Annotated in this window: 19 protein-coding genes, 1 tRNA gene and 1 other RNA gene; 15 read left to right on the forward strand and 6 right to left on the reverse strand. The window is 73.8% G+C overall.

Features of this window, described 5'->3' with window-relative positions; genetic code table 11:
* Positions 1-339 precede the first annotated feature (339 nt).
* Positions 340-876 carry a hypothetical protein gene (locus tag DQ392_RS34280; RefSeq protein WP_181856250.1) on the forward strand — a complete coding sequence of 179 codons (537 nt, stop codon included), beginning with the start codon at positions 340-342 and terminating at the stop codon, positions 874-876.
* A 387-nt stretch (positions 877-1,263) separates the two neighbouring features.
* Here the strand turns inward: DQ392_RS34280 and DQ392_RS03455 are convergent, their stop codons facing one another.
* Positions 1,264-1,728 carry a DUF4913 domain-containing protein gene (locus DQ392_RS03455; protein WP_245981140.1) on the reverse strand — a complete coding sequence of 155 codons (465 nt, stop codon included), beginning with the start codon at positions 1,726-1,728 and terminating at the stop codon, positions 1,264-1,266.
* A gap of 194 nt (positions 1,729-1,922) precedes the next feature.
* Here DQ392_RS03455 and DQ392_RS03460 point away from each other — a divergent pair, with 194 nt between their 5' ends.
* Positions 1,923-2,894, forward strand: coding sequence for a hypothetical protein (locus DQ392_RS03460; RefSeq protein WP_114013960.1), 972 nt, complete (start codon positions 1,923-1,925; stop codon positions 2,892-2,894).
* Between the two features lie 292 nt (positions 2,895-3,186).
* Positions 3,187-4,317 carry a hypothetical protein gene (locus DQ392_RS03465; protein ID WP_147266484.1) on the forward strand — a complete coding sequence of 377 codons (1,131 nt, stop codon included), beginning with the start codon at positions 3,187-3,189 and terminating at the stop codon, positions 4,315-4,317.
* A 418-nt stretch (positions 4,318-4,735) separates the two neighbouring features.
* Here DQ392_RS03465 and DQ392_RS03470 read toward each other — a convergent pair.
* A tRNA-Ser gene (locus tag DQ392_RS03470) sits at positions 4,736-4,820 on the reverse strand.
* Positions 4,821-4,927: 107 nt separating this feature from the next.
* On the opposite strand from DQ392_RS03470, the gene ffs reads away from it, so the two are divergent.
* From ffs to DQ392_RS03520, 9 genes are all read left to right on the forward strand, one after another.
* Positions 4,928-5,022, forward strand: an RNA gene (gene ffs, locus DQ392_RS03475) — signal recognition particle sRNA small type.
* A 147-nt stretch (positions 5,023-5,169) separates the two neighbouring features.
* A complete protein-coding gene (locus DQ392_RS03480; protein ID WP_114014001.1) occupies positions 5,170-7,692 on the forward strand; it encodes a DNA polymerase III subunit gamma and tau in 2,523 nt (840 codons plus the stop codon).
* 123 nt (positions 7,693-7,815) lie between these two features.
* Complete coding sequence (locus tag DQ392_RS03485; protein WP_114013962.1) at positions 7,816-8,151, forward strand: YbaB/EbfC family nucleoid-associated protein; 336 nt, start codon at positions 7,816-7,818, stop codon at positions 8,149-8,151.
* 316 nt (positions 8,152-8,467) lie between these two features.
* The gene (gene recR, locus DQ392_RS03495; RefSeq protein ID WP_114013963.1) at positions 8,468-9,067 is read left to right on the forward strand and encodes a recombination mediator RecR; all 600 of its coding nucleotides are present in this window, start codon (positions 8,468-8,470) and stop codon (positions 9,065-9,067) included.
* Positions 9,068-9,116: 49 nt separating this feature from the next.
* Positions 9,117-9,785 (forward strand): DUF5063 domain-containing protein, encoded by a 669-nt coding sequence (locus tag DQ392_RS03500; protein ID WP_114013964.1) that lies wholly within the window; start codon positions 9,117-9,119, stop codon positions 9,783-9,785.
* 269 nt (positions 9,786-10,054) lie between these two features.
* A complete protein-coding gene (locus DQ392_RS03505; RefSeq protein ID WP_114013965.1) occupies positions 10,055-11,335 on the forward strand; it encodes an aspartate kinase in 1,281 nt (426 codons plus the stop codon).
* A gap of 456 nt (positions 11,336-11,791) precedes the next feature.
* The gene (locus DQ392_RS03510; protein WP_181856251.1) at positions 11,792-12,367 is read left to right on the forward strand and encodes a SigE family RNA polymerase sigma factor; all 576 of its coding nucleotides are present in this window, start codon (positions 11,792-11,794) and stop codon (positions 12,365-12,367) included.
* Entirely contained in the window at positions 12,364-13,638 is a 1,275-nt protein-coding gene (locus DQ392_RS03515) for a DUF4232 domain-containing protein (protein ID WP_245981142.1), read from the forward strand. Before DQ392_RS03510 ends, DQ392_RS03515 begins: the two co-directional genes overlap by 4 nt.
* 181 nt (positions 13,639-13,819) lie before the next feature.
* Positions 13,820-14,755, forward strand: a complete 936-nt coding sequence (locus DQ392_RS03520) for an SURF1 family protein (protein WP_114013966.1) — start codon at positions 13,820-13,822, stop codon at positions 14,753-14,755.
* Here the strand turns inward: DQ392_RS03520 and DQ392_RS03525 are convergent.
* Positions 14,688-16,535: a S9 family peptidase gene (locus DQ392_RS03525; protein WP_245981144.1), complete on the reverse strand. Its 1,848-nt coding sequence runs from the start codon at positions 16,533-16,535 to the stop codon at positions 14,688-14,690. The genes DQ392_RS03520 and DQ392_RS03525 overlap by 68 nt on opposite strands.
* 93 nt (positions 16,536-16,628) lie before the next feature.
* On the opposite strand from DQ392_RS03525, the gene cbiE reads away from it, so the two are divergent.
* Positions 16,629-18,005, forward strand: coding sequence for a precorrin-6y C5,15-methyltransferase (decarboxylating) subunit CbiE (gene cbiE, locus DQ392_RS03530; protein WP_114013968.1), 1,377 nt, complete (start codon positions 16,629-16,631; stop codon positions 18,003-18,005).
* The gene (cobM, locus tag DQ392_RS03535) at positions 18,002-18,751 is read left to right on the forward strand and encodes a precorrin-4 C(11)-methyltransferase (RefSeq protein WP_114013969.1); all 750 of its coding nucleotides are present in this window, start codon (positions 18,002-18,004) and stop codon (positions 18,749-18,751) included. The genes cbiE and cobM overlap by 4 nt, the downstream gene beginning before the upstream one ends.
* A gap of 77 nt (positions 18,752-18,828) precedes the next feature.
* Here cobM and DQ392_RS03540 read toward each other — a convergent pair whose 3' ends face one another.
* On the reverse strand, positions 18,829-19,950 hold the full coding sequence (locus DQ392_RS03540) for a cobalt-precorrin-5B (C(1))-methyltransferase (protein WP_114013970.1): 1,122 nt from the start codon (positions 19,948-19,950) through the stop codon (positions 18,829-18,831).
* Between the two features lie 149 nt (positions 19,951-20,099).
* Between DQ392_RS03540 and DQ392_RS03545 the strand changes: the two genes are divergently transcribed.
* Positions 20,100-20,864, forward strand: a complete 765-nt coding sequence (locus DQ392_RS03545; protein WP_114013971.1) for a cobalt-precorrin-6A reductase — start codon at positions 20,100-20,102, stop codon at positions 20,862-20,864.
* A 337-nt stretch (positions 20,865-21,201) separates the two neighbouring features.
* Here DQ392_RS03545 and DQ392_RS03550 read toward each other — a convergent pair whose 3' ends face one another.
* Entirely contained in the window at positions 21,202-22,851 is a 1,650-nt protein-coding gene (locus DQ392_RS03550; RefSeq protein WP_114013972.1) for a PH domain-containing protein, read from the reverse strand.
* 101 nt (positions 22,852-22,952) lie between these two features.
* On the reverse strand, positions 22,953-24,485 hold the full coding sequence (cobJ, locus tag DQ392_RS03555) for a precorrin-3B C(17)-methyltransferase (protein WP_245981160.1): 1,533 nt from the start codon (positions 24,483-24,485) through the stop codon (positions 22,953-22,955).
* Between the last annotated feature and the right edge of the window lie 81 nt (positions 24,486-24,566).

Consider the following 24,566-nt stretch of genomic DNA (forward strand, 5'->3'; position numbering starts at 1 on the left):
GAGCCGGAGCGGAGGCGGGGGCCGCCACCGACTTCTGCTCTTGCCACAGCCGACGCCTCCGTATGGTCTCGGCGCTGGTGACCATCCTGCGCGGGCAGCCGCCGGCCGACCGTGAGGAGACGCTGCTCGCCGCGGCCCTCGACCCGACCTGCTCGACGCAAACACGGCGGCCCCCGTCCTCGCGGACCCCGTACGGGTCATCAAGGAAGCGCCCGAGCCGCCGCGCGCGGTCGCCCTCGACCGCGGCGACATCACCCGCCACCACGACTCCACCGAGACCTGGAAGCCTCGCTGATCGCGCTGCTGGGCGACTCCTTCGCCAAGTCCACCACCGAGCCGGTGAAGCCCGACCGGCCGGTCTGCTTCGACATCAGCAACGTCGACGACAGCGAGACCCTGCTCCAGGCCGCCGCGCTGCTCTCCTGCCGGTCGTACGGATTCGGCGCGGTCTCGGCCGCGCAGGCGCTCGCGGACGCCGGACTGGAGCCGCAGTGCAATTACTTCCTTGTGATGGACGAGCTGTGGCGGGTGCTCCAGGCCGGGCGAGGACTGGTCGACCGGCTCAACGCACTCACCCGGCTGGACCGGCAGCGCGGCGTGGGCCTGGCGATGGTCACCCACACGATCGGGGACCTGTTCGCGCTGCCCACCGAGGAGGACCGGATCAAGGCCAAGGGCTTCGTGGAACGCTCCGGCATGGCGTCTGCGCGGGCCTTCCGCCCGGGAGATGCCGCAACTCGGCCAGGTGGTGGAGCTGACGGAGGTGGAGAAGCGGCTGCTCGTGGACCGGTCGACGCCCCTGGCGTGGGACAGCGCCCGCAGCCGTCAGGCCGATCCGCCTGGCATGGGCAACTTGCTCATCAAGGTCGGCAGTAGACCCGGTATCCCGGTCCGTGTGGAACCGACCGCCCGGCGAGTTGGCCGTCAACAACGCCAACAAGCGCTGGAACAGGTGCCCCTGCCGCCCGCTCCGTCCTATCGATCCGGGTGAGCGGTGCCAGGTGAGATGAACCGCCCCGCGGCCCGCTCCGTAGCAGGGGTGGACCGCTATACCCCCAGGTCGCCGGACCCGTCCGCATCGGGGGAGGCCGTGCCCGGCCTCTTGTGACCAGTGGAACGTCAGGAAGTGGTGCACATGAGCGAGGTCGGAGAAGCACGGTCGTCAGGTCAATCGCCCGATGGTCCTCCCCCCTACGAGGTGGTCATCACCGGCGTCGGCCGCGCGGAGCAGCCGGCGCCCGCCCTGACGAACCGGACGGCCGCTCAGGCGCCGACGGCCACGAAGGGCGACTCCACCTGCGGGACCTCCTTCGGCCGGTGGTTGCCTGGCTTGCATCCGGCGAAGGGCCCCATGGGGTCGCGCAGGGTGGCCATCACGGGGCCCAGGAAGTCGCGGTGCCACGCGGCCGGGCCCGTCATGTCTCGCGCCGGGTTGGAAAGTTCCGCCCACGCCAGCCACAGGCCGTGGAGCTGCGCGACCGCCTCCGGGTGCTCCCACCAGCGCGAGCACCACACCGCTGTGGAGGTGACCTCCCTGCCGTAGACGGGCAGCAGCACGTGGTGCGTCCACTCCACCAGCTGGAAGAGCGCGTCCTCGTAGTCTTGCCCGCCCAGATACAGGATGAACTCGGGCTCGGGGGCGGGCGGTGCGCCTTCTTCCGTACCGGAGTTCTCTTCGGGCTCGGACTCGGACTCGAGCATCGTCTGTTCTCCCGCCGCTGTCGTCATGGAAGTCTCCACGCCACCACCACGTGCGCGCGGGGGGCTCGGTTCACTGTCGGCCCCGCCCCGCCCCCGGGCAGGGGCACCGGGACACAGGGCCGCCACGCAGCCCTGTTCGGGCCCTCCGCCGGTCATCGCCCAGCCGGCCGCGGCCTCCGCCGTACCGCTGTCCACGCCGCACCCGACCGAAGGACGCGACCATGTCCGAACCCACCGACCGGCTCGACCCCTACGAGCTGGCCCATGAGCTCGCCGTGGCCGACCAGCTCGCGGCCCAGCAGATCAGCGCCGACCGCGACGGGGCGCGCGCTATGGCCGCACGGGACCAGGCGGCGGCCAGACGGCAGGGCCGCCCCGCCCCGCCGCGGGCCAGTACCGAACGCCGGCGCAGCGGCGCCGCGAGCCGGATGGTCCGCGCCGTGCGTGAGCTGCGCGTCATGCTGCGCGGCGCCGACGGCGAGGAGCACCGTCCCGGGCCGCCCGAGCAGGGGCACGCGCAACAGGCCGCGCACCAGCCAGACCAGCCATCCGCCTTCGAGCGGTACCAGCAACTCGGCGCGTTCGAGAGGCAACTGGTCGAGGTGGCCGCGCTTCAGATGATCACCCAGAACCCGCAGTACGCCGCGGCGTACGACCGCGGGGAGCTGCCCGTGATGGGGGCGATCGCGGGCGAGGCCCAGGCCCGGCATCTGAAGGCGGTCGAGGAGGCGGCGCGGCGCGCCGCCCCGGCGCAGGGCGCGCAGTCGGGCCTGGGACGGGAGACCGACCCCACCCTGTTCCGGGATGCCGCACCCGTACAGGCCCGTAACGCCGCACCTGCTCAGACCCCTGGCGCAGCGCCTGTCCAGGGCCAGGAGGCCCGGAGCGCCGAAGCGTCGTCGGAGCGCTTGCGGCGACCCGCCCTGGCCGTCCGTACCGACGAGGCGACGTTGAAGCGCGGCGTGGAGAGCGAGCCGAACGCGCGCCGCACCTCGTTGGCGAGCACGGGCGCGCTCGTGGCCGACCGACCCGGCACGCCGGGTTTCGACCAGAACGCCGTCTCGGCCGCCGCACGGAAGTCCCGCGCGGCAGGACCGAAGCCCAACGGCAACCCCCCACGCGGCCGGCCCCCTAAGCAGCACTGGGAGGCGGCGGCCTCGCAGAAGCAGGCCCAGTCCAGAGGGATGAAGTGACAGCGTGCCGGCACCGGCAGCACCGTGAACCACCGGGGTCCAACCCCCGTAGTAAGGAGGTGAACCTCATACAGAGGACGGAGAGCACACCATGACAACCCCTCCGGACCGACGCGGCCGGCGCCGTCGTGAGCCCGACCCCGAACGTGGCGAATCCCGATCGCCCTCACCCCCACCCGAGGAATACCAGTCGGAAACGTGGTACAACGCCGCGTCCAACGCGGTGCACCAAATCCGCGGATCCCAGCTTCTGACCTCCACGTTCGACAGTGCGGGACGGGCGGGGCGGTGGATGGTCGAAAGGACGCCCGCCGTCGTGGACACGGCCGTCGACTCCCTGGAATACGCCGGGCTGGCCTTGCAGGCCGTCGGCACCGCCCGAAACGATGCGGACCAGGGCTGGGCTTCGACCTACAACTGGGGCGTCGCTCTCACTGGCGCCGCCGGAGCGCGGACGGTCTTCTTGGAGGGCCGCAGGGCGCTGCAACCTCACCCCAGCGATCCGCCGAACATCTTCGCCGCCACACTCGGTGCCGGAAGGGCCGCCGGCGCTGCGATGTACGGCTTCGCCGACGACTCCAGGGTCAGGTCGTCCGGTGCCGGGCTGCAGACCGTGGCATCGCTCGGCGAGTACGCCAGGAACCGTTACAACGCCGATCAGGCCCGTAGGGCGGAGGTCGAGCGCGCGCGTCGCGCGGAGGAGCGTGCGGCGGAGCCGGCGCCGCAGATCGGACGTCCGAGCTTCGGTGATCCGTTCGAGATGCCTGTGCGGGAACGCGCCAGCGGATCCGACCGGGGCCGGGGCTCTGAGGACATCGAGTTGCGCAGGCGGACTTCCAGCCGTGCGCCGGACCCGCGTTCCCGGCGGGAGCCAAGCCGGGCTCCCGAGGGCGAGCGGCGCAGGCGGGATTCGAGTGCGGCTCCGCAGGAGCGGCTGCCCCGTGCGGTGCGGCCTCCCCGCGAGGAGCGGGACCGCCGCCCGCCGCCGAGTTGGAACGGTACTCTTCCGCAGTCTGCGGCTCCCCGGTCGATGAGCGGTTCCAGCAGTTCGTCCGAGGAGCGGCGTTCCCGGCGTGAGGCCAGCCGTGCGCCGGAGGAGCGGCGTTCCCGGCGTGAGCCCAGCCGTGCGCCGGAGGAGCGGCGTTCCCGGCGTGAGCCCAGCCGTGCACCGGAGGAGCGGCGTTCCCGGCGTGAGCCCAGCCGGGGTCCCGAGGCCCGGCTGTCCCGCCCCGAGCCGGTCGCGAACCCGACCACGCGCATGCCCGTCCGCTCGCGGCAACCCGGCGGCGACGGGCCGCCGCGGACCAGCGACACCCGCCCGACCCTGCGCCGCTCCAACACGAGCGGTATGTCGGCCTTCACCAACCAGGAAAACAACACCACGCGCAGGCGTGGCGGCGGCAAGGGCGGTGGTAGGGGGTAGCGAGCGCCCCGCGGAGGTGACCCGTTGCCTCCGCGCCGCCTGCCGGTACGCGACGTTCGCCGGATGAGTGCCGCTGAGATCAGCTGACCCGGGCCGCTGGCCGCCTCCTCCGGAGGAGGCGGCCAGCGGCCCGGACGGCGTTCCGGGTATGGACTGTCGGCCCGAGTCGGACGCGTCACCTGATGTGCAGAGCCGAGGCACAGGTGAACGCCGCTTCTGAGGTGAGCAGCCCCCGGCGGCCGTCATCCAAGAGGCGGCGCAGAACATGCCGGGCCGCCACCTCCGCCTCGTACCCCGCCGGGCCCCGTTACGGCCCGGCCGTGGTCTTCTTGCCGGTCAGCCCAACTGCATCCACGAACGACGTAGGGCCCCACCGCCTCAGCGGTGGGGCCCTACGTTCAGCCCGGTGAAGGCTGGGCGGAGGATACGAGATTCGAACTCGTGAGGGGTTGCCCCCAACACGCTTTCCAAGCGTGCGCCCTAGGCCACTAGGCGAATCCTCCGCCGCAAACAATACAAGACGTCGAGGGGTGCTCGCGAACCCGTCCCCGGAGGTCGGGTGGGTGGGTGGGGAGGTCGTCGGTGGGGCGGGGGATCAGGTAGGCTGGCGTCAGCCCCTCACGTGGCGCTATCTGACTGAACTCCCCCAGGGCCGGAAGGCAGCAAGGGTAGGTCGGCTCTGGCGGGTGCGTGAGGGGCGTTTGCGTGCCGGGCCCGGGCCCGGGCCGGGCGTCGGTTCGGGACCGGAGCGGGGCACGGGGCACGCACCCTGAGGCCCGGCGGGGCCGGGGTGTTCGTGTGAGGTGGGCCACTTGGCGCCGCTTGTCGGTGGTCGCCTATATCGTCGGGGGTGTGTCGTCCCTCGCCCTGTACCGCCGCTACCGCCCCGAGACCTTCGCGGAGGTCATCGGGCAACAGCATGTGACCGACCCGCTGCAGCAGGCGCTGCGCAACAACCGTGTCAACCACGCGTATCTCTTCAGCGGCCCGCGCGGCTGCGGGAAGACGACGAGCGCGCGCATCCTGGCCCGCTGTCTCAACTGCGAGCAGGGCCCGACGCCGACGCCGTGCGGGGAGTGCCAGTCCTGCGTGGACCTGGCGCGGAACGGGCCGGGATCGATCGACGTCATCGAGATCGACGCCGCCTCGCACGGTGGTGTGGACGACGCCCGCGAGCTGAGGGAGAAGGCGTTCTTCGGGCCGGCCTCGAGCCGGTACAAGATCTACATCGTCGACGAGGCGCACATGGTGACCCCCGCGGGGTTCAACGCGCTGCTCAAGGTCGTCGAAGAGCCGCCCGAGCACCTGAAGTTCATCTTCGCGACGACGGAGCCCGAGAAGGTGATCGGGACCATCCGCTCGCGTACGCACCACTACCCGTTCCGCCTCGTCCCGCCGGGAACGCTGCGCGACTACCTGGCCGAGGTGTGCGAGCGCGAGCGGATCCCCGTCCAGGAGACGGTTCTGCCCCTGGCCGTACGGGCCGGGGCGGGGTCCGTTCGGGACTCGATGTCGGTGATGGACCAGCTACTCGCCGGCGCGGGCGACGACGGTGTGACGTACGCCATGGCCACCGCCCTGCTCGGCTACACCGACAGCGCGCTGCTGGACGAGATCGTGGACGCTTTCGCCGCGGGCGACGGCGCGCGGGCCTTCGAGATCGTCGACCGGGTCATCGAGGGCGGACACGATCCGCGCCGCTTCGTCACCGACCTGCTGGAGCGCCTGCGTGACCTGGTGATTCTCGCCGCCGTCCCGGACGCGGTCGAGAAGGCGCTGATCGACGCGCCCGGCGACGTCGTCGAGCGGATGCGGGCCCAGGCCTCGGTCTTCGGCGCCGCAGAGCTCAGCCGTGCCGCGGATCTCGTCAACACGGGGCTGACGGAGATGCGGGGCGCCACCTCGCCCCGCCTCCAGTTGGAGCTGATCTGCGCGCGGGTGCTGCTGCCCGCGACCTACGGGGACGAGCGCTCCGTACAGGCCCGGCTGGACCGTCTGGAGCGCGGCATCGCGCTGGGGGCCGCCGCCCCCGCGACGGCCCCTGCCCCCGCGTCGCCCCCTGCCCCCGCGTCGCCCCCTGCTCCCGCGCCGACACCCGACCCTGCGCCGGCCCCCGCGTCGGCCCCCGCCTCCGCGGTGCCCCATCCCGGGCCCGGTTCCGCGTCCGGTCCCGGCTCCGGCTCCGCGTCCGGTCCCGGCTCCGGTTACGACGAGTCCGGTTTTCCGGGGGGCGGCGCGGAGACCTCGTCTCCCGCCGACGCGGGGCACGGCTCCGCGTCGGGCCCCGGCGCCGGTGCGGCTGCCGCAGCCGCCGCACCGGCTTCCACCCCGGCGGCCGAGCCCCCGCGCCGTCCCGGCGCCTGGCCCGGCGGGACGGGGCCTGGCGGGCCGGGATCCGGGGACGGCGGCGGCGCAGGTGCGGGTACCGGCGAGCCCGCGCGGCGTCCGGGAGCATGGCCCGGGGCGGCCGTGCCGGGCGGCGGTGCGCCGTCGGCACCGGCGACGACGAGCGGAGGCCCGACGGGAACGGCTCCGGCGCAAGGACGGGAACAGGCGCAGGGACACGGGCACGCGCAGGCGTCGGCCCCCGACCCCGGCGCCCGGCCGGGAGGCGGCCCCGCAGGCGGTGGCGGCCCCGCACACGGAGGTGCCCCCGCCGGCGGAGGCGCCGCCACCGGGGGCGGCGACCCGGCGCAGATTCGTCAGATGTGGCCGCAGATCCTGGAGGCGGTCAAGAACCGGCGCAGGTTCACCTGGATCCTGCTCAGCCAGAACGCGCAGGTCGTCGGCTTCGACGGCAAGACGCTCCAGATCGGCTTCCCGAACGCCGGTGCGCGGGACAGCTTCGCGGGCGGCGGCAGTGACGAGGTGTTGCGGCAGGCGCTCGCCGATGCGCTCGGCGTGCAGTGGCAGGTCGAAGCGCTGGTCGACCCCTCCGGCGGTGCGGGCGGCGGCAGTGGCGGTGGTCCCGGGGGCCCTAACGGGCCGGGCTCCGGGTACGGCGCGGGGTCCGGCTCGAACGGCCAAGGGGGCACCCGCGGCGCGATGGAGGCCCCCGCGCAGGCGGGGCCGCCCCAGCAGTGGTCGGCTTCCCCGCCGCAGCAGTCGGCTCCGGGCGGGGCGGGCAGGTCCGCCGGGCCCGCGTCGGCTCCCGCGCCGCAGGCGGCTCCGGTGCCTGCCCCGGCTCCCGAGCCCGAGGCATCGGGCCCTTCCTCTCCACCGCCGTCCGCTCCCGTGCCCTCGTCGGGTGCCGGGCTGGAGGAGGACATGCCCGCCGAGGACGACCCCGATCTCGACGACTCGGCTCTCTCCGGTCACGATCTGATCGTCCGCGAGCTCGGTGCGACGGTGATAGAGGAGTTCCAGCACGAGTGACCGGCGGGACACGGGGCTTCGGCCCCTTCGGCGGTTGTCCGGGGCGGGGCGTCCGGGTGGAGTGGAGCACGTAGGCTCGGGGACGTTCAGTACGGCGTCTAGTGAGCCAGGAGCGATCCGATCGTGATTCCCGGTGGTGGGCAGCCCGACATGCAGCAGTTGCTGCAGCAGGCGCAGAAGATGCAGCAGGATCTGGCCTCGGCGCAGCAGGAGCTGGCCGAGACGGCCGTGGAGGGTTCGGCGGGCGGTGGCCTGGTCAAGGCGACGGTCAGTGGTTCAGGTGAGCTCCAGGGCCTGGTCATCGACCCGAAGGCCGTGGACCCCGAGGACACGGAGACCCTCGCCGATCTGGTTCTCGCGGCCGTCCGCGACGCGAACGGCGCGGCTGCCGAGTTGCAGCAGCAGAAGCTCGGTCCCCTCGCTCAGGGCATGGGCGGGATGCCGGGTCTTCCGTTCTGACGGACCCCGTCCCGGCCCCGGGCCCGAAGCCGGATCCGAACCCGGGCCCGAACCCGGGCCCGAGCCCGGATCCGGACCCGGGCTCGACGCCGGACGCGCGCGGCCGGTGCCGGGCCCACGGCGCGCTGTGGGTTCCGGCCCCGCGGTCTGTCGGCCCGGGCGACGGCCCGCCGGCCCGGCCAACGGCCCGCCGGGCCCAGGTGCCCGCCGGCAGTGGCTAGTGGTGGCCCGTACGGGCCACTAACGTACTCAGAGAACGAGACCTGCTCGGGACGGAAGAAGAAGCCCGGGCGGCGAGTGCAGGCGGGAGCCATCCGTGTACGAAGGCGTGGTCCAGGACCTGATCGACGAGTTGGGCAGGCTGCCCGGCGTCGGTCCCAAGAGCGCGCAGCGGATCGCTTTCCACATCCTGCAGGCCGAGCCCGCCGACGTGCGACGGCTCGCCGGCGCGCTGACCGAGGTCAAGGAGAAGGTCAGGTTCTGCGCGGTGTGCGGCAACGTCGCGCAGGAGGAGCAGTGCCGGGTCTGTCTCGATCCGCGCCGTGACCCGTCGGTCATCTGCGTGGTCGAGGAGCCCAAGGACGTCGTCGCGATCGAGCGGACCCGCGAGTTCCGCGGCCGGTACCACGTGCTGGGCGGGGCGATCAGCCCGATCGAGGGCGTCGGGCCCGACGATCTGCGGATACGGGAGCTGCTGTCCCGTCTCGCGGACGGGACGGTCACCGAGCTGATCCTGGCGACGGACCCGAACCTGGAGGGCGAGGCGACGGCCACCTACCTGGCGCGGATGGTCTCCGCGATGGGACTGAAGGTGACGCGGCTGGCGAGCGGGCTGCCCGTCGGGGGCGACCTGGAGTACGCGGACGAGGTCACCCTGGGGAGGGCCTTCGAGGGAAGGCGGCTCCTCGACGTGTGAGCTCCGACGTGTGAGCTTTCGAAGTGCGAGCGCAGGGAGAGGTTGCCCGATGTCGGATGCGACGCTGAACGCCATCACCCAGGACCCCGACGACTTCGCGGTCCAGATCAGCGACCAGGTCCACAGCTTCATCGTCTCGGTCGCGGAGGTCGCCAAGGGCGACGAGCCGGACAGCGCCGTGCCCTATCTCCTGCTGGAGGTCTCGCAGCTTCTCCTCGCGGGCGGCCGACTGGGCGCGCACGAGGACATCGTCCCGGACGAGCGGTACGAGCCGGACGTGGGTCCCGAGGCGGACGTGGACGAGCTGCGGGAGCGGCTCGCCACGCTGCTGGACCCGGTGGACGTCTACTCCGAGGTCTTCGACCCGTACGTGCCGCGCTCGGCGCCCGTCGCGTGCCGGATCTCCGACGACCTCGCCGACATCATCACCGATCTGCGGCACGGGATGGCGCACTACCGCGCGGGCCGGGTGAGCGAGGCCCTGTGGTGGTGGCAGTTCTCCTACCTGTCGAACTGGGGGCCGACCGCCTCCGCCGCGCTGCGTGCGCTCCAGTCCCTGGTGGCTCACGTACGGCTGGACAAGCCGCTGGACGAGCTCGACGGCCTCGACACCGACAGCACCGCCGCCGACGAGGACGGAGACGGCTCCCTCGAGGCGGAGGCGGGCGAGGTGATGGCCGCCGAGATCGGCGTCCCCCTGGGCCTCAAGAACGCCTGAGGTGACGGGGCGTTCCTGAGACAGCAGAGCGCGCCTGAGGCGATGGGACATTCCTGAGACGACAGGGAACGTCCTCGTACGACGCGGGCCGCGGATCGTGAACAGAGTCACGTTTCCGTGTCATCCGTGGCGCGGCGGGCAGGGGATTCGGCGGACGGGTGCGGATTCCGTCCGGTCGTTACACTGAGCCGATCAGTGGATCCCTTCATTCCGGGCAGCGTCGCGCGGAGCGCCGGGGTCCCGGGAATTGATTCGAGGAGCGAGCACACGTGGGCCTTGTCGTGCAGAAGTACGGCGGCTCCTCCGTTGCCGATGCCGAAGGCATCAAGCGCGTTGCCAAGCGGGTCGTCGAAGCCAAGAAGAACGGCAACCAAGTTGTCGTCGTGGTATCGGCGATGGGTGACACGACGGACGAGCTGATCGACCTCGCCTCAGAGGTGTCTCCGGTCGCCTCCGGACGCGAGTTCGACATGCTGCTGACCGCAGGAGAGCGGATCTCCATGGCCCTGCTGGCGATGGCGATCAAATCCGCCGGCCACGAGGCGCAGTCGTTCACCGGGAGCCAGGCGGGTCTGATCACCGACTCCGCGCACAACAAGGCGCGGATCATCGACGTCACCCCGGGCCGCATCAAGGACTCGGTGGACGAGGGCAACATCGCCATCGTCGCCGGCTTCCAGGGCGTCTCCCAGGACAGCAAGGACATCACCACGCTGGGCCGCGGCGGTTCGGACACCACCGCTGTGGCGCTGGCGGCGGCGCTGAACGCCGAGGTGTGCGAGATCTACACGGACGTCGACGGTGTCTTCACCGCCGACCCGCGGGTCGTGAAGAAGGCGAAGAAGATCGACCAGATCTCCTTCGAGGACATGCTGGAGCTGGCCTCGTCCGGCTCCAAGGTGCTGCTGCACCGCTGCGTGGAGTACGCGCGCCGCTACAACATTCCGATCCACGTGCGGTCGTCCTTCTCCGGCCTGAAGGGCACGTGGGTCACGACCGAGCAGCCGGACGGGCAAGGGGAAGAGTCGATGGAGCAGGCGATCATCTCGGGTGTGGCACACGACACGTCCGAGGCGAAGGTCACGGTCGTCGGGGTGCCGGACAAGCCGGGCGAGGCCGCGGCGCTCTTCCGCGCCGTCGCGGAGGCCGAGATCAACCTCGACATGGTCGTCCAGAACGTCTCCGCGGCCTCCACCGGGCTGACGGACATCTCCTTCACGCTGCCGAAGGCCGAGGGCAAGAAGGCGATCTCGGCGCTGGAGAAGGCGCAGGGCAAGGTCGGCTACGACTCGCTGCGCTACGACGACCAGATCGCGAAGATCTCGCTCGTCGGCGCGGGCATGAAGACCAACCCGGGTGTGACGGCCACGTTCTTCGAGGCGCTGTCCGACGCCGGGGTGAACATCGAGCTGATCTCCACCTCGGAGATCCGGATCTCGGTGGTGACGCGCGAGGAGTCGGTGGGCGACGCCGTCCGCGCCGTCCACTCGGCCTTCGGGCTGGACAGCGACACGGACGAGGCCGTGGTCTACGGCGGCACGGGACGCTGACGGCTGCGGCCTGTCCGGGGGGCTTGCCGGGCAGGGGCCGCCCCTGACTGTGCGTCGCGGGCTACGGGTGTTCCGTGGCTTGGCGCGCAGTTCCCCGCGCCCCTTCGGGGCGCCCCCCTGGCCACGGCGGCACCCGCTGACGGAGAATGACGCTCCCCGCCCCTGCAACCGGCAGGCGGCGGGGAGCGTCTTTGTCCCCTCCGGGCCGCGTTCATGGCCGCACTGGGGGCGTGCGGCGGGCGGTCGGGAGAAGCGGAGGCGAACGGGGCGAATGTGACGACCGAGAGATGTGTGTATGACGGCATGTGGTGTGTTTTCCGGCACAGTGCCTGTCGCGTACAACCCTGACGGGGGGAAGCGTGTCAAACAGGCGTGGCAGAGGTACTCGGAATCGCAACGGCCCCTGGCCGACCCGGACCCGCACCGCGCACCGCTGGGCTGCCGGTGGCCGGAGGCATGCCGGTGATCGCGCCCTGGCCTGCCGCGCGGCCTGCGCGCCCGCTCGCCCAGCGTGGGGACGCTGACGAGGCGATGGCACCGGGCACCACAGTCGACCATCTGACCGAGACCTACCGCGCCCACTACAAGTCCCTGCTCGGGCTCGCGGCGCTCCTGCTCGACGACACCGCCTCCTGCGAGGACGTCGTCCAGGAGGCGTTCATCCGCGTCCACTCCGCGCGCAAGCGCGTCCGCGACCCCGAGAAGACCCTCGCCTACCTCAGGCAGACGGTCGTGAACCTCTCCCGCTCCGCGCTGCGCCGCCGCATCCTCGGGCTGAAGCTGCTCTCCAAGCCGATGCCCGACATGGCGAGCGCCGAGGAGGGGGCTTACGAACAGCTCGAACGGGATCAGTTGATACAGGCGATGCGCGGCTTGCAACGGCGCCAGCGTGAGGTGCTGGTGCTGCGGTACTTCGCCGACATGACCGAGGCTCAGGTGGCCGAGGTGCTCGGACTCTCGCTCGGCTCGGTGAAGGCGTACGGTTCGCGCGGTATCGCCGCGCTGCGCACCGCCATGGAGGCGGCGTCATGAGTGAGGGCAGGGAGCCCCGCGAGGAGAGAACGCCCGGGGAGGAGACGTCTCCCCGGGAGGAGAGGTCCACCGGGGAGCAGACCTCCCGGGAGGCGGAGACCTTCCCGGGAGAGTCCGAGGAGCAGATCCCCCCCGGCGAGGGGGCGGTGTCCGAGGAGCAGACCTCCCCCGGCGAGGGGGCGGTGTCCGAGGACGGAGCCGCCGGGGCCGGCGGCTCCGGTCAGGGCGGGCTGCCGGGTGACGAGGACGCGCTGCGCCACCTCCTCCAGGCCAGCGTCCGCGGCCTCGACCCCTCCCCCGAGAGCCTCGACCGCACCCTCGACCACCTGCGTCACGCCGTACCGGCGCGGCGTGCGCACCGCCGTCAGGCGATGGTCGGCGGGGTGGCGGCGGCGCTGGTCGCCGCGGTCGGCGTGCCCGCGCTCTTCTACGGCGGCGTCGTCCCCGGCGGCGGTGACGACGACCATCCGGTGACCGCGGCCAGTACCCACGGCCAGACGCGCGGCCCCGAGGCCGGCACGGGCTCGGGTGGCGGCAAGGGCGGCGAGGAGCACGGCGGCGGCAGGGAGCGGGACGAGGACGAGGGTGAGAAGGGCGGCGGCAGCGCTCACCCCTCGCCTTCGGGGACCGGCAGCAGCGGCCCAGGACCCGACGAGACGCTGAGCGCCAGCGCGCCGGTGTGCGGCAGCGATCAGCTCGGGCGCGGCTCCGCGCGGTCGGGGGCGCCCGACGGCGCGGGCACCATCTACGGCAGTTTCCGCGTGTCCAACGTCTCCAGCGGCGCCTGCACGGTGGAGGGCGAGGGCTTCGTCGGTGCCTCCGTGCAGGGCGGTGCTCGGGGCCGGGTGACGGTCGTCGATCACACAAGCGGCGACGCGGCCCCCGGCCTGGGCGATCCCGCTGTCGCGCGCGACGAGGTGGTGCTCCAGCCAGGGCAGGCGTACGTGGTGAAGTTCGCGTTCGTGCCCGGCGGCGGCTGCGGGGGCGGCACCCCCACACCGCAGGGCGGGCGGTACGAGGGCGATCCCTCGGGCGGCCCCGACGCGAGCCCGGGCGACGGAGGCCAGGCCAACGGCGGCGGTGACGGCAGCGGTGGCGGCACCGGGACGCCCGGCGAGGGCGACGGCGGTGGCGGTGACCCCGGCGGGAGCGGCAGCGACGTCGTCGTCTCCCACACGCCCGAGGGCGGCGCCCCCATAGCCAACACCCGCCTCGCCGACACGTGTGCGGGCGGCACGCTCTACCGCACGGGCGTCATCCCCCAGAGCTGAGGCGCCCTTCTCCGGGCGCCCCTGCTTCGGGCACTCCCCTGTCCGGCACCCCTCGTCGAGTCGGCACCCCTCTTCGAGGGAAGTCGCCGCTCTTCGCAGAAGTCTGCGCGGCCGGCTCGAGTCGGGTGTGAAGAGGGGGTGCCCCGAAGGGTGGTGCGCTGCCGAGGCGTACCGTGAAGGGGTGTACCGGTTCCTGCTGACCCCGCGCTGGTGGGGGATCAACATCTTCGCCGTTCTGGCGATTCCGGTGTGTCTGTTCATGGGCAGCTGGCAGCTGAGCCGGTTCGACGACCGGGTGGACCGCCACCACGAGCAGCAGGAGCAGTCGCGCAGCGCCGCGCACGCCAAGGCGCGCCCGCTCGCCTCCCTGCTGCCGGTGACGGAGGAGACCGTCGGGCGCACCGCGAAGGTGACCGGGCGGTTCGACGCGGAGCATCCGCTGCTCGTCCCGGACCGCACCGTCAAGGGCGAGCGGGGCTTCTACGTGCTCTCCCTGCTGCGTACCGACGACACCGGGGACGGCAAGGCGCTTCCGGTGGTGCGGGGCTGGCTTCCGGGGGACCCCGACCCCGCGCGGGTGCCGGCGCCGCCGAAGGGCGAGGTGACGGTCCGCGGCGCGCTCCAGGCGTCCGAGTCCCAGAACGACGCGGGTGACCACGCCTCGGGGGCGCTCCCGCGCGACCAGCTCGGTTTCATCAACGCCTCCGCGCTCGTCAACATCGTGCCGTACGGCGTGGAGGGGGCCTGGCTCACCGAGCAGCGGACGCGGGAGCCGCTGAAGCCGGTGCCGCCGGCCGCGCCCGAGGGCACGGGGCTCGACATGAAGGCGTTCCAGAACCTGGGGTACACGGCGCAGTGGTTCGTCTTCGCCGGGTTCGTGGTCTTCATGTGGTTCCGCTTCTTCCGGCGCGAGGCGGAGATGGCCAAGGACGCGGCCCTCGGCCTCCTCCCGGAGGGGGAGTTCCCCCAGGAGGAGACCGACCCGGGAAGCGGGGCCGAGGAGACCGGTCAGGCCGGGGGCGAGGACCGGGACGACCCCGCCGACGGGGTCACGCGGGCTGCGGACCCGGCGCCGGCTCCGGAAGGTGCCGGGTCGCGAAGTCGATCTCCAGCCTGACCTGTTTGATCCGCTCCTCGACGACGAGCGAGCCGTGCCCCGCGTCGTAGCGGTACACCTCGTACGGGTGGCCGCGCTCCTCCAGCCTTCCCACGTAGTTCTCGACCTGCCGGATGGGGCAGCGGGGATCGTTGACCCCGGCGGAGATGTAGACGGGCGCGCGGACCTTCTCGACGTACGTCAGGGGCGAGGACGCCTCGAACCGCTCGGGTACCTCCTCGGGGGTGCCGCCGAGCAGCGTGCGGTCCATCGACTTCAGCGCCTCCATCTCGTCGTGGTAGGCGGTGACGTAGTCGGCCACGGGGACGGCGGCCAGGCCCAGCGCCCACACCTCGGGCTGGGTGCCGAGCCCGAGCAGGGTGAGGTAGCCGCCCCAGGAGCCGCCGGCCAGCACGAGCCTGTCGGGGTCGGCGAGACCGGAGTCGACGGCCCAGGCCCGTACCGCGTCGACGTCCTCCAGCTCGATCAGGCCGACCCGGTGCTTGAGCGCGTCGGTCCAGGCCCGGCCGTAGCCCGTGGAGCCGCGGTAGTTGACCCGTACGACGGCGAAGCCGTGGTCGACCCAGGCGGCGGGCTGGCCGGCGAAGGAGTCGGTGTCGTGGTGGGTGGGCCCGCCGTGCACCTCGAAGACGGTGGGGAAGGGGCCCTGCCCCGCCGGCTTCTGGATGAGGGCGTGGACGGTCCCGCCCGGCCCGTCCACCCAGGCGTCCTCGACGGGGACGGACCCCGGTGCCTTCATCCCGGGCGGGTCGAGCACCCTCGCGCCGGTGGTGGAGCGGACCTGCGGCGGCTGGGCGGCCGACGACCACAGGAACTCGACGGTGCCGTCGGGCCGCGCGGTGGCGCCCATCACGGAGCCCGCCGGGGTGTCGATGCGGGTCCGCTCGCCGCTGGCCAGGTCGTACCTGAACAGCTCGTCGCGGGCCTGGTGGCTGTGCACGACCAGCAGCGCCGAGGCGTCCGGGTACCACTCGGCGGAGAGGTCTCCGGGCAGGTCGATGGCGAGCTCGCGGGTGGTGCCGGCTTGCGGGTCCCAGATCATCGGCTCCCACCTGCCGTGCCGCTGGTGGCCGATCAGGAGCCTGGAGTCGCCGTCCACGGGGGCGAACCCGAGCACGGTGAGCCCGAGTTCCTTCGTACCGCCCTCGCTGTCGTCGAGTTCGGCGACGGTCGAGCCGTCGGGGCGCACGACGCGCAGCGCCGAGTGCATGGCGTCCCCGTGTTCGGTGTGCTCGATCACCAGCAGGGTGCCGTCGTGCGAGAGGTCGCCGACACCGGCGGACTCGCTGTGCCGGTAGATCTCGACGGGGGCGGGGGAGCCGGGGCGCTGGAGGTGGATCGTGGAGCCGTCCTCGTCGGTGGAGCGGCCGACGACGACGGTGCCGTCCCTGCCGAGGGCGAGGCCCGCCGGGTAGGAGGGGTCGAGTCCCTCGACGGCGCGGGTGTCGGGGCCACCGGCGAAGGGCTGGCGCATCCAGACGCCGAACTCGTCGCCGTCGGTGTCGGAGAACCACCAGATCCACTCGCCGTCCGGCGTCAGGGTGCCGTCGGTCGTCCCGTTGGGGCGGTCGGTGACCTGCCGCTGTTCGCCGGTGGCCCGGTCCCAGGCGTACAGCTCGAACGTGCCTGTCGCGTTCGAGATGAACAGCGACCGTTCCGGTGCGTCCTCGGCCCACTCGGGCAGCGAGACGCGCGGCGCCCGGAACCGCTTCTCCCAGTCGGGCATGGCCTGGTCAGGCGTGTCCTGGGCGGACTGGTCGGGCGATGCGTTTCGATCCATGCGCACCATTGTGGACCGGGCCCTGTGGCCGCTGTGCGGGGAGCGGACAGTAGGGTGCCAGCCGTCCCCTGTTCGAAAGCCCGAGGTGCCGTCGTGACGTCCCCCACCGCCCCCCGCGAGGCCGCCGCGCCCTCCGCGTTGACGGTCGTCGGGATCGGTGCCGACGGGTGGGCCGGGCTCCCCGAGCCGTCCCGCGAGGTGCTGCGCCGGGCCGAGGTGCTTCTCGGCGGTGCCCGGCAGCTGGCGCTGCTGCCCGCCGCGTGCGCGGGGGAGCGCGTGTCGTGGCCGTCACCGCTGCGCACCGGCGTGCCCGGGCTGCTGGCCGCGCACGCGGGGCGCCGCGTCGCGGTGCTGGCGAGCGGCGACCCGACCTTCTACGGCATCGCCCGCACCCTGCGCGAGGTTCTCGGCACGCCTCCCCGGGTGCTGCCGCACCCCTCCTCCGTGGCGTACGCGTGCGCACGGCTGGGCTGGGCGCAGGAGGAGTGCGAGATCGTGAGCGCGGTGGGCCGCCCGACGGCCCGCCTGGCGGCCGTACTGCACCACGGGCGGCGCCTGCTGGTGCTCAGCGCGGGGGCGCACACGCCCGGCGAGGTCGCTGCGCTGCTGCGGGAGCGCGGGTTCGGCGCCAGCCCCATGCGGGTGCTCGAACAGCTCGGCGGCGACGGCGAACGCGTGGTCGAGGGAACGGCGCTGCACTGGTCGGCTCCGCCCGGCGACCCCCTCAACGTCGTGGCGGTCGAGTGCGCCCGCGACCCCGGCGACGGCACCGCGGGCGTGCCCAGGCTCGGCGCCGTACCCGGGCTGCCGGACGAGGCGTACGAGCACGACGGGCAGCTCACCAAGCGCCATGTGCGCGCGGCGACACTCGCCGCGCTGGCGCCCGCGCCCGGTGAACTGCTCTGGGACGTGGGCGGCGGCGCCGGCTCGATCGCGGTGGAGTGGATGCGGGCCCATCCGGCGTGCCGCGCGGTCACCGTCGAGCGGAACGCCGCGCGCGCGGACCGCATCGTCCGCAACGCCGAGCGGCTCGGCGTGCCCGGGCTGCGGGTCGTCACCGGAGCCGCACCCGCCGCGCTCGCCGCGCTGCCCGCCCCCGACGCGGTGTTCATCGGCGGCGGTCTGACCGCGCCGGGGCTGCTGGACGCCTGCTGGCGCGCGTTGCCGCCGGGCGGACGGCTCGTCGCCAACACCGTCACCCTCGAATCCGAGGCGCTGCTGGTGGACTGGTACCGCAGGCTCGGTGGCGAGCTGGTGCGCCTCGGCGTCTCGCACGGGGTGCCGGTGGGCGGCTTCACCGGGTGGCGGCAGGCGATGCCGGTGACGCAGTGGGCGGTGTGCAAGCCCACCGGGGGCGAGGGGCCGGGCGCGGCGCCCGCTGCCGCGAGTGCCGACGTGTCCGCCGCCGCGGCGAAGGACACCTCCGATGGGGTGGACCGCGTGTCCGATGTGGTGGGAGACGAGAGATGACCGTGTACTTCATCGGCGCGGGACCCGGCGCCGCCGACCTGATCACGGTGCGCGGCGCCCGTACGCTCGCCGCCTGCCGGGTGTGCCTGTACGCGGGCAGCCTGGTGCCCCGCGAACTGCTCGCCGAGTGCCCGCCGGACGCGCGCCTGGTCGACACCGCCGAACTCGACCTGGACGCCATCACCGGCGAACTGGTCGCGGCACACGCCGCCGGGCACGACGTGGCGCGGCTGCACTCGGGCGACCCGTCCGTCTTCAGCGCCGTCGCCGAGCAGATGCGCCGGCTGGACGCGGCCGGAGTGGACTACCAGGTCGTGCCCGGGGTGCCCGCGTTCGCGGCGGCGGCCGCCGCGCTGGGCCGCGAGCTGACCGTGCCGACCGTCGGGCAGACGGTGGTGCTCACCCGCGTCGCGCGGCAGGCCACGCCCATGCCGGACGGCGAGGACCTGGCCACGCTCGGCCGCAGTGGGGCGCTGCTCGTGCTGCACCTGGCGGTGCGGTACGCCGACGAGGTCGTCGCCGAACTCGTGCCGCACTACGGCTCCGACTGCCCGGCGGCCGTGGTCGCGTTCGCCAGCCGCCCCGACGAGCTGGTGCTGCGGGGCACGCTGGCGGACATTGCCGGCCAGGTGAGGGCGGCGGGCGTCAGCAGGACGGCCGTCATCCTCGTGGGCCGTACGCTCGCCGCCGCGCACTTCCGCGACAGCCACCTGTACTCGGCCGAGCGGGACCGGCACGTGTGCTGACCGACCGGGCGGCGACGGCGGCACGGGGGCCGGCACGGGTGCGCGTGCGGGTGCCGGGGTGCGCGTCGCCGCGGGGATCAGCGGACGGTGCTGCGTCCCACCACGGCCCCCGCGCGGTCGATGCAGACGACGTCCACCCGCACCGGGGCCCCGCGCAGCACCGCGAGTGCCTCCTCGCGTGCGGCCCGCGCCACCAGGTCGCCGAGGGGTACCCCGGCCGCCTCGCACGAACGCAGCGCGGCCAGCCCCGTGTTGGCCTCGGCGACGTCGCGCGCGAGTTCCTCGCCCGCACCGCCCCGCCGGGCCAGCTCGGCGAGGAAGCCCTTGTCCACCTGGGAGCGTCGGGAGTGCAGATCCAGGTGCCCGGCGGCCAGCTTGGACAGTTTGGCGAAGCCGCCGCAGATCGTGAGCCGGTCCACCGGGTGGCGGCGCACGTACTTCAGGACGGCGCCGGCGAAGTCGCCCATGTCCAGCAGCGCGTCGTCGGGCAGCCCGTACTCGGCGACCACCGTGCGCTCCGACGTCGACCCCGTGCATCCGGCCACATGGGTGCGGCCCGCGGCCCGCGCCACGTCCACCCCGCGCCGGATCGAGTCGATCCACGCCGAGCACGAGTACGGCACCACGATGCCCGTGGTCCCCAGGATGGACAGCCCGCCGAGGATGCCCAGCCGCGGGTTCCAGGTGGAGCGGGCGATCTCCTCGCCGTTGTCGACCGCGAGGGTGATCTCCACATCGCCGCTGCCGCCGTGTTCCGCCGCCACGCGGGCCGCGTGCTCCCGCATCAGCTGGCGCGGCACGGGGTTGACGGCGGGCTCGCCCACCTCCAGGGGGAGCCCGGGGCGGGTGACGGTGCCCACCCCGGGGCCCGCCCGGAAGACGACGCCGGCCCCGGCGGGCAGCGCGCGGACGGTGGCGCGGACGACGGCGCCGTGGGTGACGTCCGGATCGTCGCCCGCGTCCTTGACGACGGCGGCCGTCGCCCACTCCCCACCGGGCCCCAGCTGTTCGTACGCCAGGGCGAACGCCGGGCGCTCGCCCTTGGGGAGGACGATCGTCACCGGGTCGGGGAAGTCGCCGGTGAGCAGCGCGGTGCAGGCGGCCGTCGTCGCCGCCGTCGCACAGGCGCCGGTCGTCCAGCCGGGCCGCAGCCCGGTCCTCTCCAGCTGGGCGCCGCGCCCGCCCTTCGCCTCGCCCATGTCGCCTCGCTACTCACCGAAGTCGTCGTTCACTCAGGTCACCGCCGCGGCGGGTGCCGGCCACGCGAGGCGTCACCCGCACCCGCGCCACTCGCACTGACGCCACCCCCACCCGCGCCACGTGTCACCCACTCGAGGAGCCCTTCCCCGTGCACGTACTGATTCTGGGCGGTACGACCGAGGGCCGGCGGCTGGCCGAGCTGATGCACACCGCGCGGCCGCGGGCCCGTGTCACCAGCTCGCTGGCGGGCCGGGTGGCGGGGCCCCGGCTGCCGGGCGGCGGCGCGGTGCGGATCGGCGGCTTCGGCGGCGTCGAGGGGCTGACGGCGTGGCTGCGGGACCACGGTGTGGACCTCCTCATCGACGCCACGCATCCCTTCGCCGAGACGATCAGTTTCCACGCGGCCGAGGCCGCGGCCGCGGCCCATGTTCCCCTGCTCGCCCTCCGCCGCCCCGGCTGGGTCCCCACCGAGGGCGACGACTGGCACGAGGTCGCCTCGCTGGAGGCCGCCGCCGCCGCGCTCCCCCGCCTGGGGCGGCGCGTCTTCCTGACGACCGGACGGCTGGGCCTGAGCAGCTTCGCCGGGCCCGGCACCGAGGAGCTGTGGTTCCTGGCCCGTTCCGTGGACCCGCCCGCGCAGGGGACGCCCCTTCCGGCGCGGACACACCTGCTGCTGGAGCGCGGCCCCTTCACGCTGGAAGGCGAACGCGAGGTGCTCCGAAGCCACCGCATCGACGTCCTGGTGACGAAGGACAGCGGCGGCGCCGCGACGGCGCCGAAACTGGCGGCGGCGCGGGAGAGGGGCATCCCCGTCGTGGTGGTCCGCCGCCCGCCGGTGCCGGACGGCGTGCGCGTGGTGGCCGGCCCCGAGGAGGCGGTGGAGGCGGTGGCCGGTGGTGCCCTCGGGGCGTGACGCGCCGGGGGTGTGACCTGGGGGACCGGCGTGGAACAGGGCCGGGCCCTGGAGGCTGCCCGGCCCTGTGGCACCGGCTCACCTGGCGTGAGACCACCACCAGATGAAGGGGCGCTGGGCGTCCCGGGCGCGGTCGGCCCTGGTCAGCGCCTCGGCGTTCACGGAGACCTTCCGCATCGCACGTCACCCCTCCTTCTCTCTTGTCCGCTTTGTTCTCCGAAGGGGGTGTCGCGAAAAGGCCGACGGGCCGAAATCAGTCGATCCGGTGGGACGGACGTGAGAGCGCGCGAACGGCGCGTACGAGGCGTGGAGGGGCGGGGGTCGCGTGTGCGTGGACCTAGTCGGCCCCGGGCGCCCCCGTTCCGGCCACCCGGCCCCGGGCCGCCGTCAGTTCGCGGACGAGGCGCGCGAGGTCGGACGGGGCGGCGGCGAGGCGCACGGGTGTGCCCGCGTCGTCCAGCTCGGCGACGTGCCAGCCGCGGGGCACCGTGTCGCCGTCGTCGCCCCGCGCCCGCCGCACCCTCGTGACGGTGAGCCGCTCGACGGGGATGTCCTTCGCCGCGAACCGGCCGGGGCCCGGGACCACCGCGGGCGGGCCGCCGTCCCCGAGGGCGATGTGGGTGCCGAAGCGGTGCGGGTTGTAGTCGGTGTGCTCCAGAAACCGCGCGGCCAGGAACACGTCGCCCGCCCCGCTGCGCCTGTTGCCTTGGTCCGCTGCACCTGTCTCCTTTGGTGTACGGGCGCGGGTCACGCGCCAGGCCCAGGCGAACAGGGCCAGCGTGACCAGGCAGCCCGCCGCCGCCCACGCCGGCGCCACGGGAGCGAACGGTGGCGTGGGGTGGAAGTAGCAGAGCGGCAGCAGCCACAGGGCCGTGCCGAACAGCACGCCCACGAACGGTGCGACCGAGGGCAGGACGTCGTCGTCGGGCAGCCGGCGCGAGCGCAGGCGCAGCAGCACCCGGGCGGCGGGCCAGCCCGCGGCCAGGGCGAACGCGGCGGCGACGACGGCCACGTCCCCGGCGGGCGTGACGTGCTCGCGCCACACCTGGTGCTCTCCCGCGACCTCCCGTATCTCGCGGTGCCAGAGGGTGAGTTCGACCTCGTCGCCCGGTTCGAAGCCCGCGGCGGCCTCCCGGGAGACGGCCAGCCGCTCCACGGGGCGGTCGTCGGCGAAGTAGAGCCAACTGCTCTGCCGGGGCCGGTGTGCCTCGGTCTTGTCGATGACGCCCGTCAGGGTGGTCAGGCACGCGGCGCGCTCGGCTGCGGGCGTCGTGGAGGTGCACGGGACGGCCGACGTCCAGTCCTGTTCGTGCGAGGCGGTCGCCGGCACCCACCACGCGGCCACGCCCGCGCACGCGAGCAGTACCGCGCACAGCGCCACCGATCCGGCCACCCCGTGCCCCGCGGTGCGCTGCGAGACGACGGGGAGGTGGCTCGTCGCGGGGGCGCCGAAACGGCGGTGCAGCGCGCGCAGTGCTTCCAGCGTCGCGTCGAAGTCCGCGGTGTCGCCGGTGCTGACGGAGCCGCCGGCACCGGGGCTGGCGGAGCCGCTGGTGCTGACGGAGCCGCTGGTGCTGCCGGGGCCGCCGTCGTATGGCAGCGGAAGGAGCCGCTTGTGCCCGTTGTGCAGGACCAGGCCGACCCGGCGGATGTCCCGGTACCGGTGGTTGCCCTGGTACTTCAGCCGTACGTGCAGGTCGGCGATGTCGCTCCACGGCACGCTGCGGCGCCGCAGCAGCGTGCGGGAGTGCAGGCCGTACGCGTCGGCGCGCAGCCGGGCGGTGGCCCCGTGGAGCGCCGGGATGCCCAGCAGCGCCGGCAGCAGGCCGGCGGCGCCGAGCCACACGTCCACGTCCCCGTCCAGGAGCGTGCCGTGGAACCCCAGGCACACGACGAACAACGCCGCTCCCGCCGCGCCCAGGCCGGCGAAGAACCACAGGGCGCGCTCGTGGGGAGGGCGGCAGAACACCTCCCGCGTCTCACTCATACCCGGCATCATCCCGCCACCGGGGCCCGAGCGCTTGTGCGGTGTGCGGCAACGTACGGGGCCTCACCATTGCCGACACCGCACCCCGGGGCGCGAGGCGCTCAGGTTTCCGCGTGCTGCCCGGGCTCCGCGTGCTGCCCGGGCTCCGGGTAGCGGCGCGGAGTCCACACGCTCGTCCGCTCCCCGTCCGTCCGCGCCCTCGTCTGCGAGGACCCGACGATCAGCAGGGTGCGCATGTCGACCTGCGCGGGGTCGAGTTCCGCCAGGCGCACGATGTGCACCCGCTCCCCCTCGCCGCCCACGTCGCGGGCGACGACGACCGGCGTGTCCGGGGCGCGGTGCTCCAGCAGGACCTCGCGCGCCTTGCCGACCTGCCAGGTACGGCTCTGGGAGCCCGGGTTGTAGAGGGCGACCGCCAGGTCGGCCGCGGCGGCGGCCCGCAGGCGCTCCGCGATGACCTCCCACGGCTTGAGGCGGTCCGAGAGGGAGAGGACGGCGTAGTCGTGGCCCAGCGGGGCCCCCACGCGGGCCGCCGCCGCGTTGGCGGCCGTCACCCCCGGCAGTACGCGTACGGGAACGTCGGTGTACGGCGCCTCGGAGGCCGCCTCCACCACCGCCGTCGCCATGGCGAACACGCCCGGGTCACCGCCCGAGACGACCGCCACCCGGCGCCCGCGCCGTGCCATCTCCAGCGCGAACTCGGCGCGCTCGGCCTCCACCCGGTTGTCGGAGCCGTGGCGGCGCTGGCCGTCGTGGCGGGGGATCCGGTCGAGGTAGGTGGTGTAGCCGACGAGGTCGGTGGCGGCGGCCAGCGCGCCCCGCGTCTCGGGCGTCAGCCACAGCGGCCCGGCGGGCCCGGTCCCGACGACCACGACCTCACCGGCCGCGCCGGCGCCTCCGGTTTCGGCCTCGGACGCGGTTGGGGCTCCGGTTCCGGGTTCGGCTGCGGCGGCACGGGGGTCGTGGGCGCCCACCTTGCTGGGCAGGACCGCCACCGAGAAGTACGGCACCGAGTCGGCGTCCACGTCAGCGACCAGCCCGGTGCGCTCCCCCTCCATGGTGGCGCGCTCGACGTAGCGGGCCTCTGCCAGCCGACCCGAACGCTCCAGCGCCCGCCGCACCTTGGGGAAGGTACGGCCCAGTTTCATCACGGCCACCGCGTCGCTGGAGGCGAGCCGTGCGGCCAGTTCCTCCTCGGGCAGTGTGCCCGGCAGGACGGTCAGCGCCTCCTCGGCCTCCGACAGGGGCGTACCGAGGCGGGCCGCCGCCGCGCTGACGGAGGTCACGCCGGGAACGACCTCCGTCGGGAAGCGGTGGGCCAGGCGCTTGTGCATGTGCATGTAGGAGCCGTAGAAGAGGGGATCGCCCTCGGCCAGCACGGCGACGGTCCGGCCCGCCTCCAGGTGCGCGGCCAGCCGTGCCGAGGCTTCCGCGTAGAACTCCTCCAGCGCGCCCCGGTATCCGCCCGGGTGGTCGGTGGACTCGGTCGTGACCGGGTAGACCAGCGCCTCCTCGACGTGGTCGGCGCGCAGGTGACGGGAGGCGATGGACCGGGCGATCGAACGCCCGTGCCGGGCACTGTGGTAGGCGACGACGTCCGCCTCGGTGATCGCCTCCACGGCCCGTACGGTCATCAACGACGGGTCGCCGGGGCCGAGTCCGACGCCGAGCAACCGCCCGGTGCCACCGGCGCGTGCGCCGCTGGTTCCGCCGCT

The organism is Streptomyces reniochalinae, assembly GCF_003323735.1.
GTDB lineage: Bacteria > Actinomycetota > Actinomycetes > Streptomycetales > Streptomycetaceae > Streptomyces > Streptomyces reniochalinae.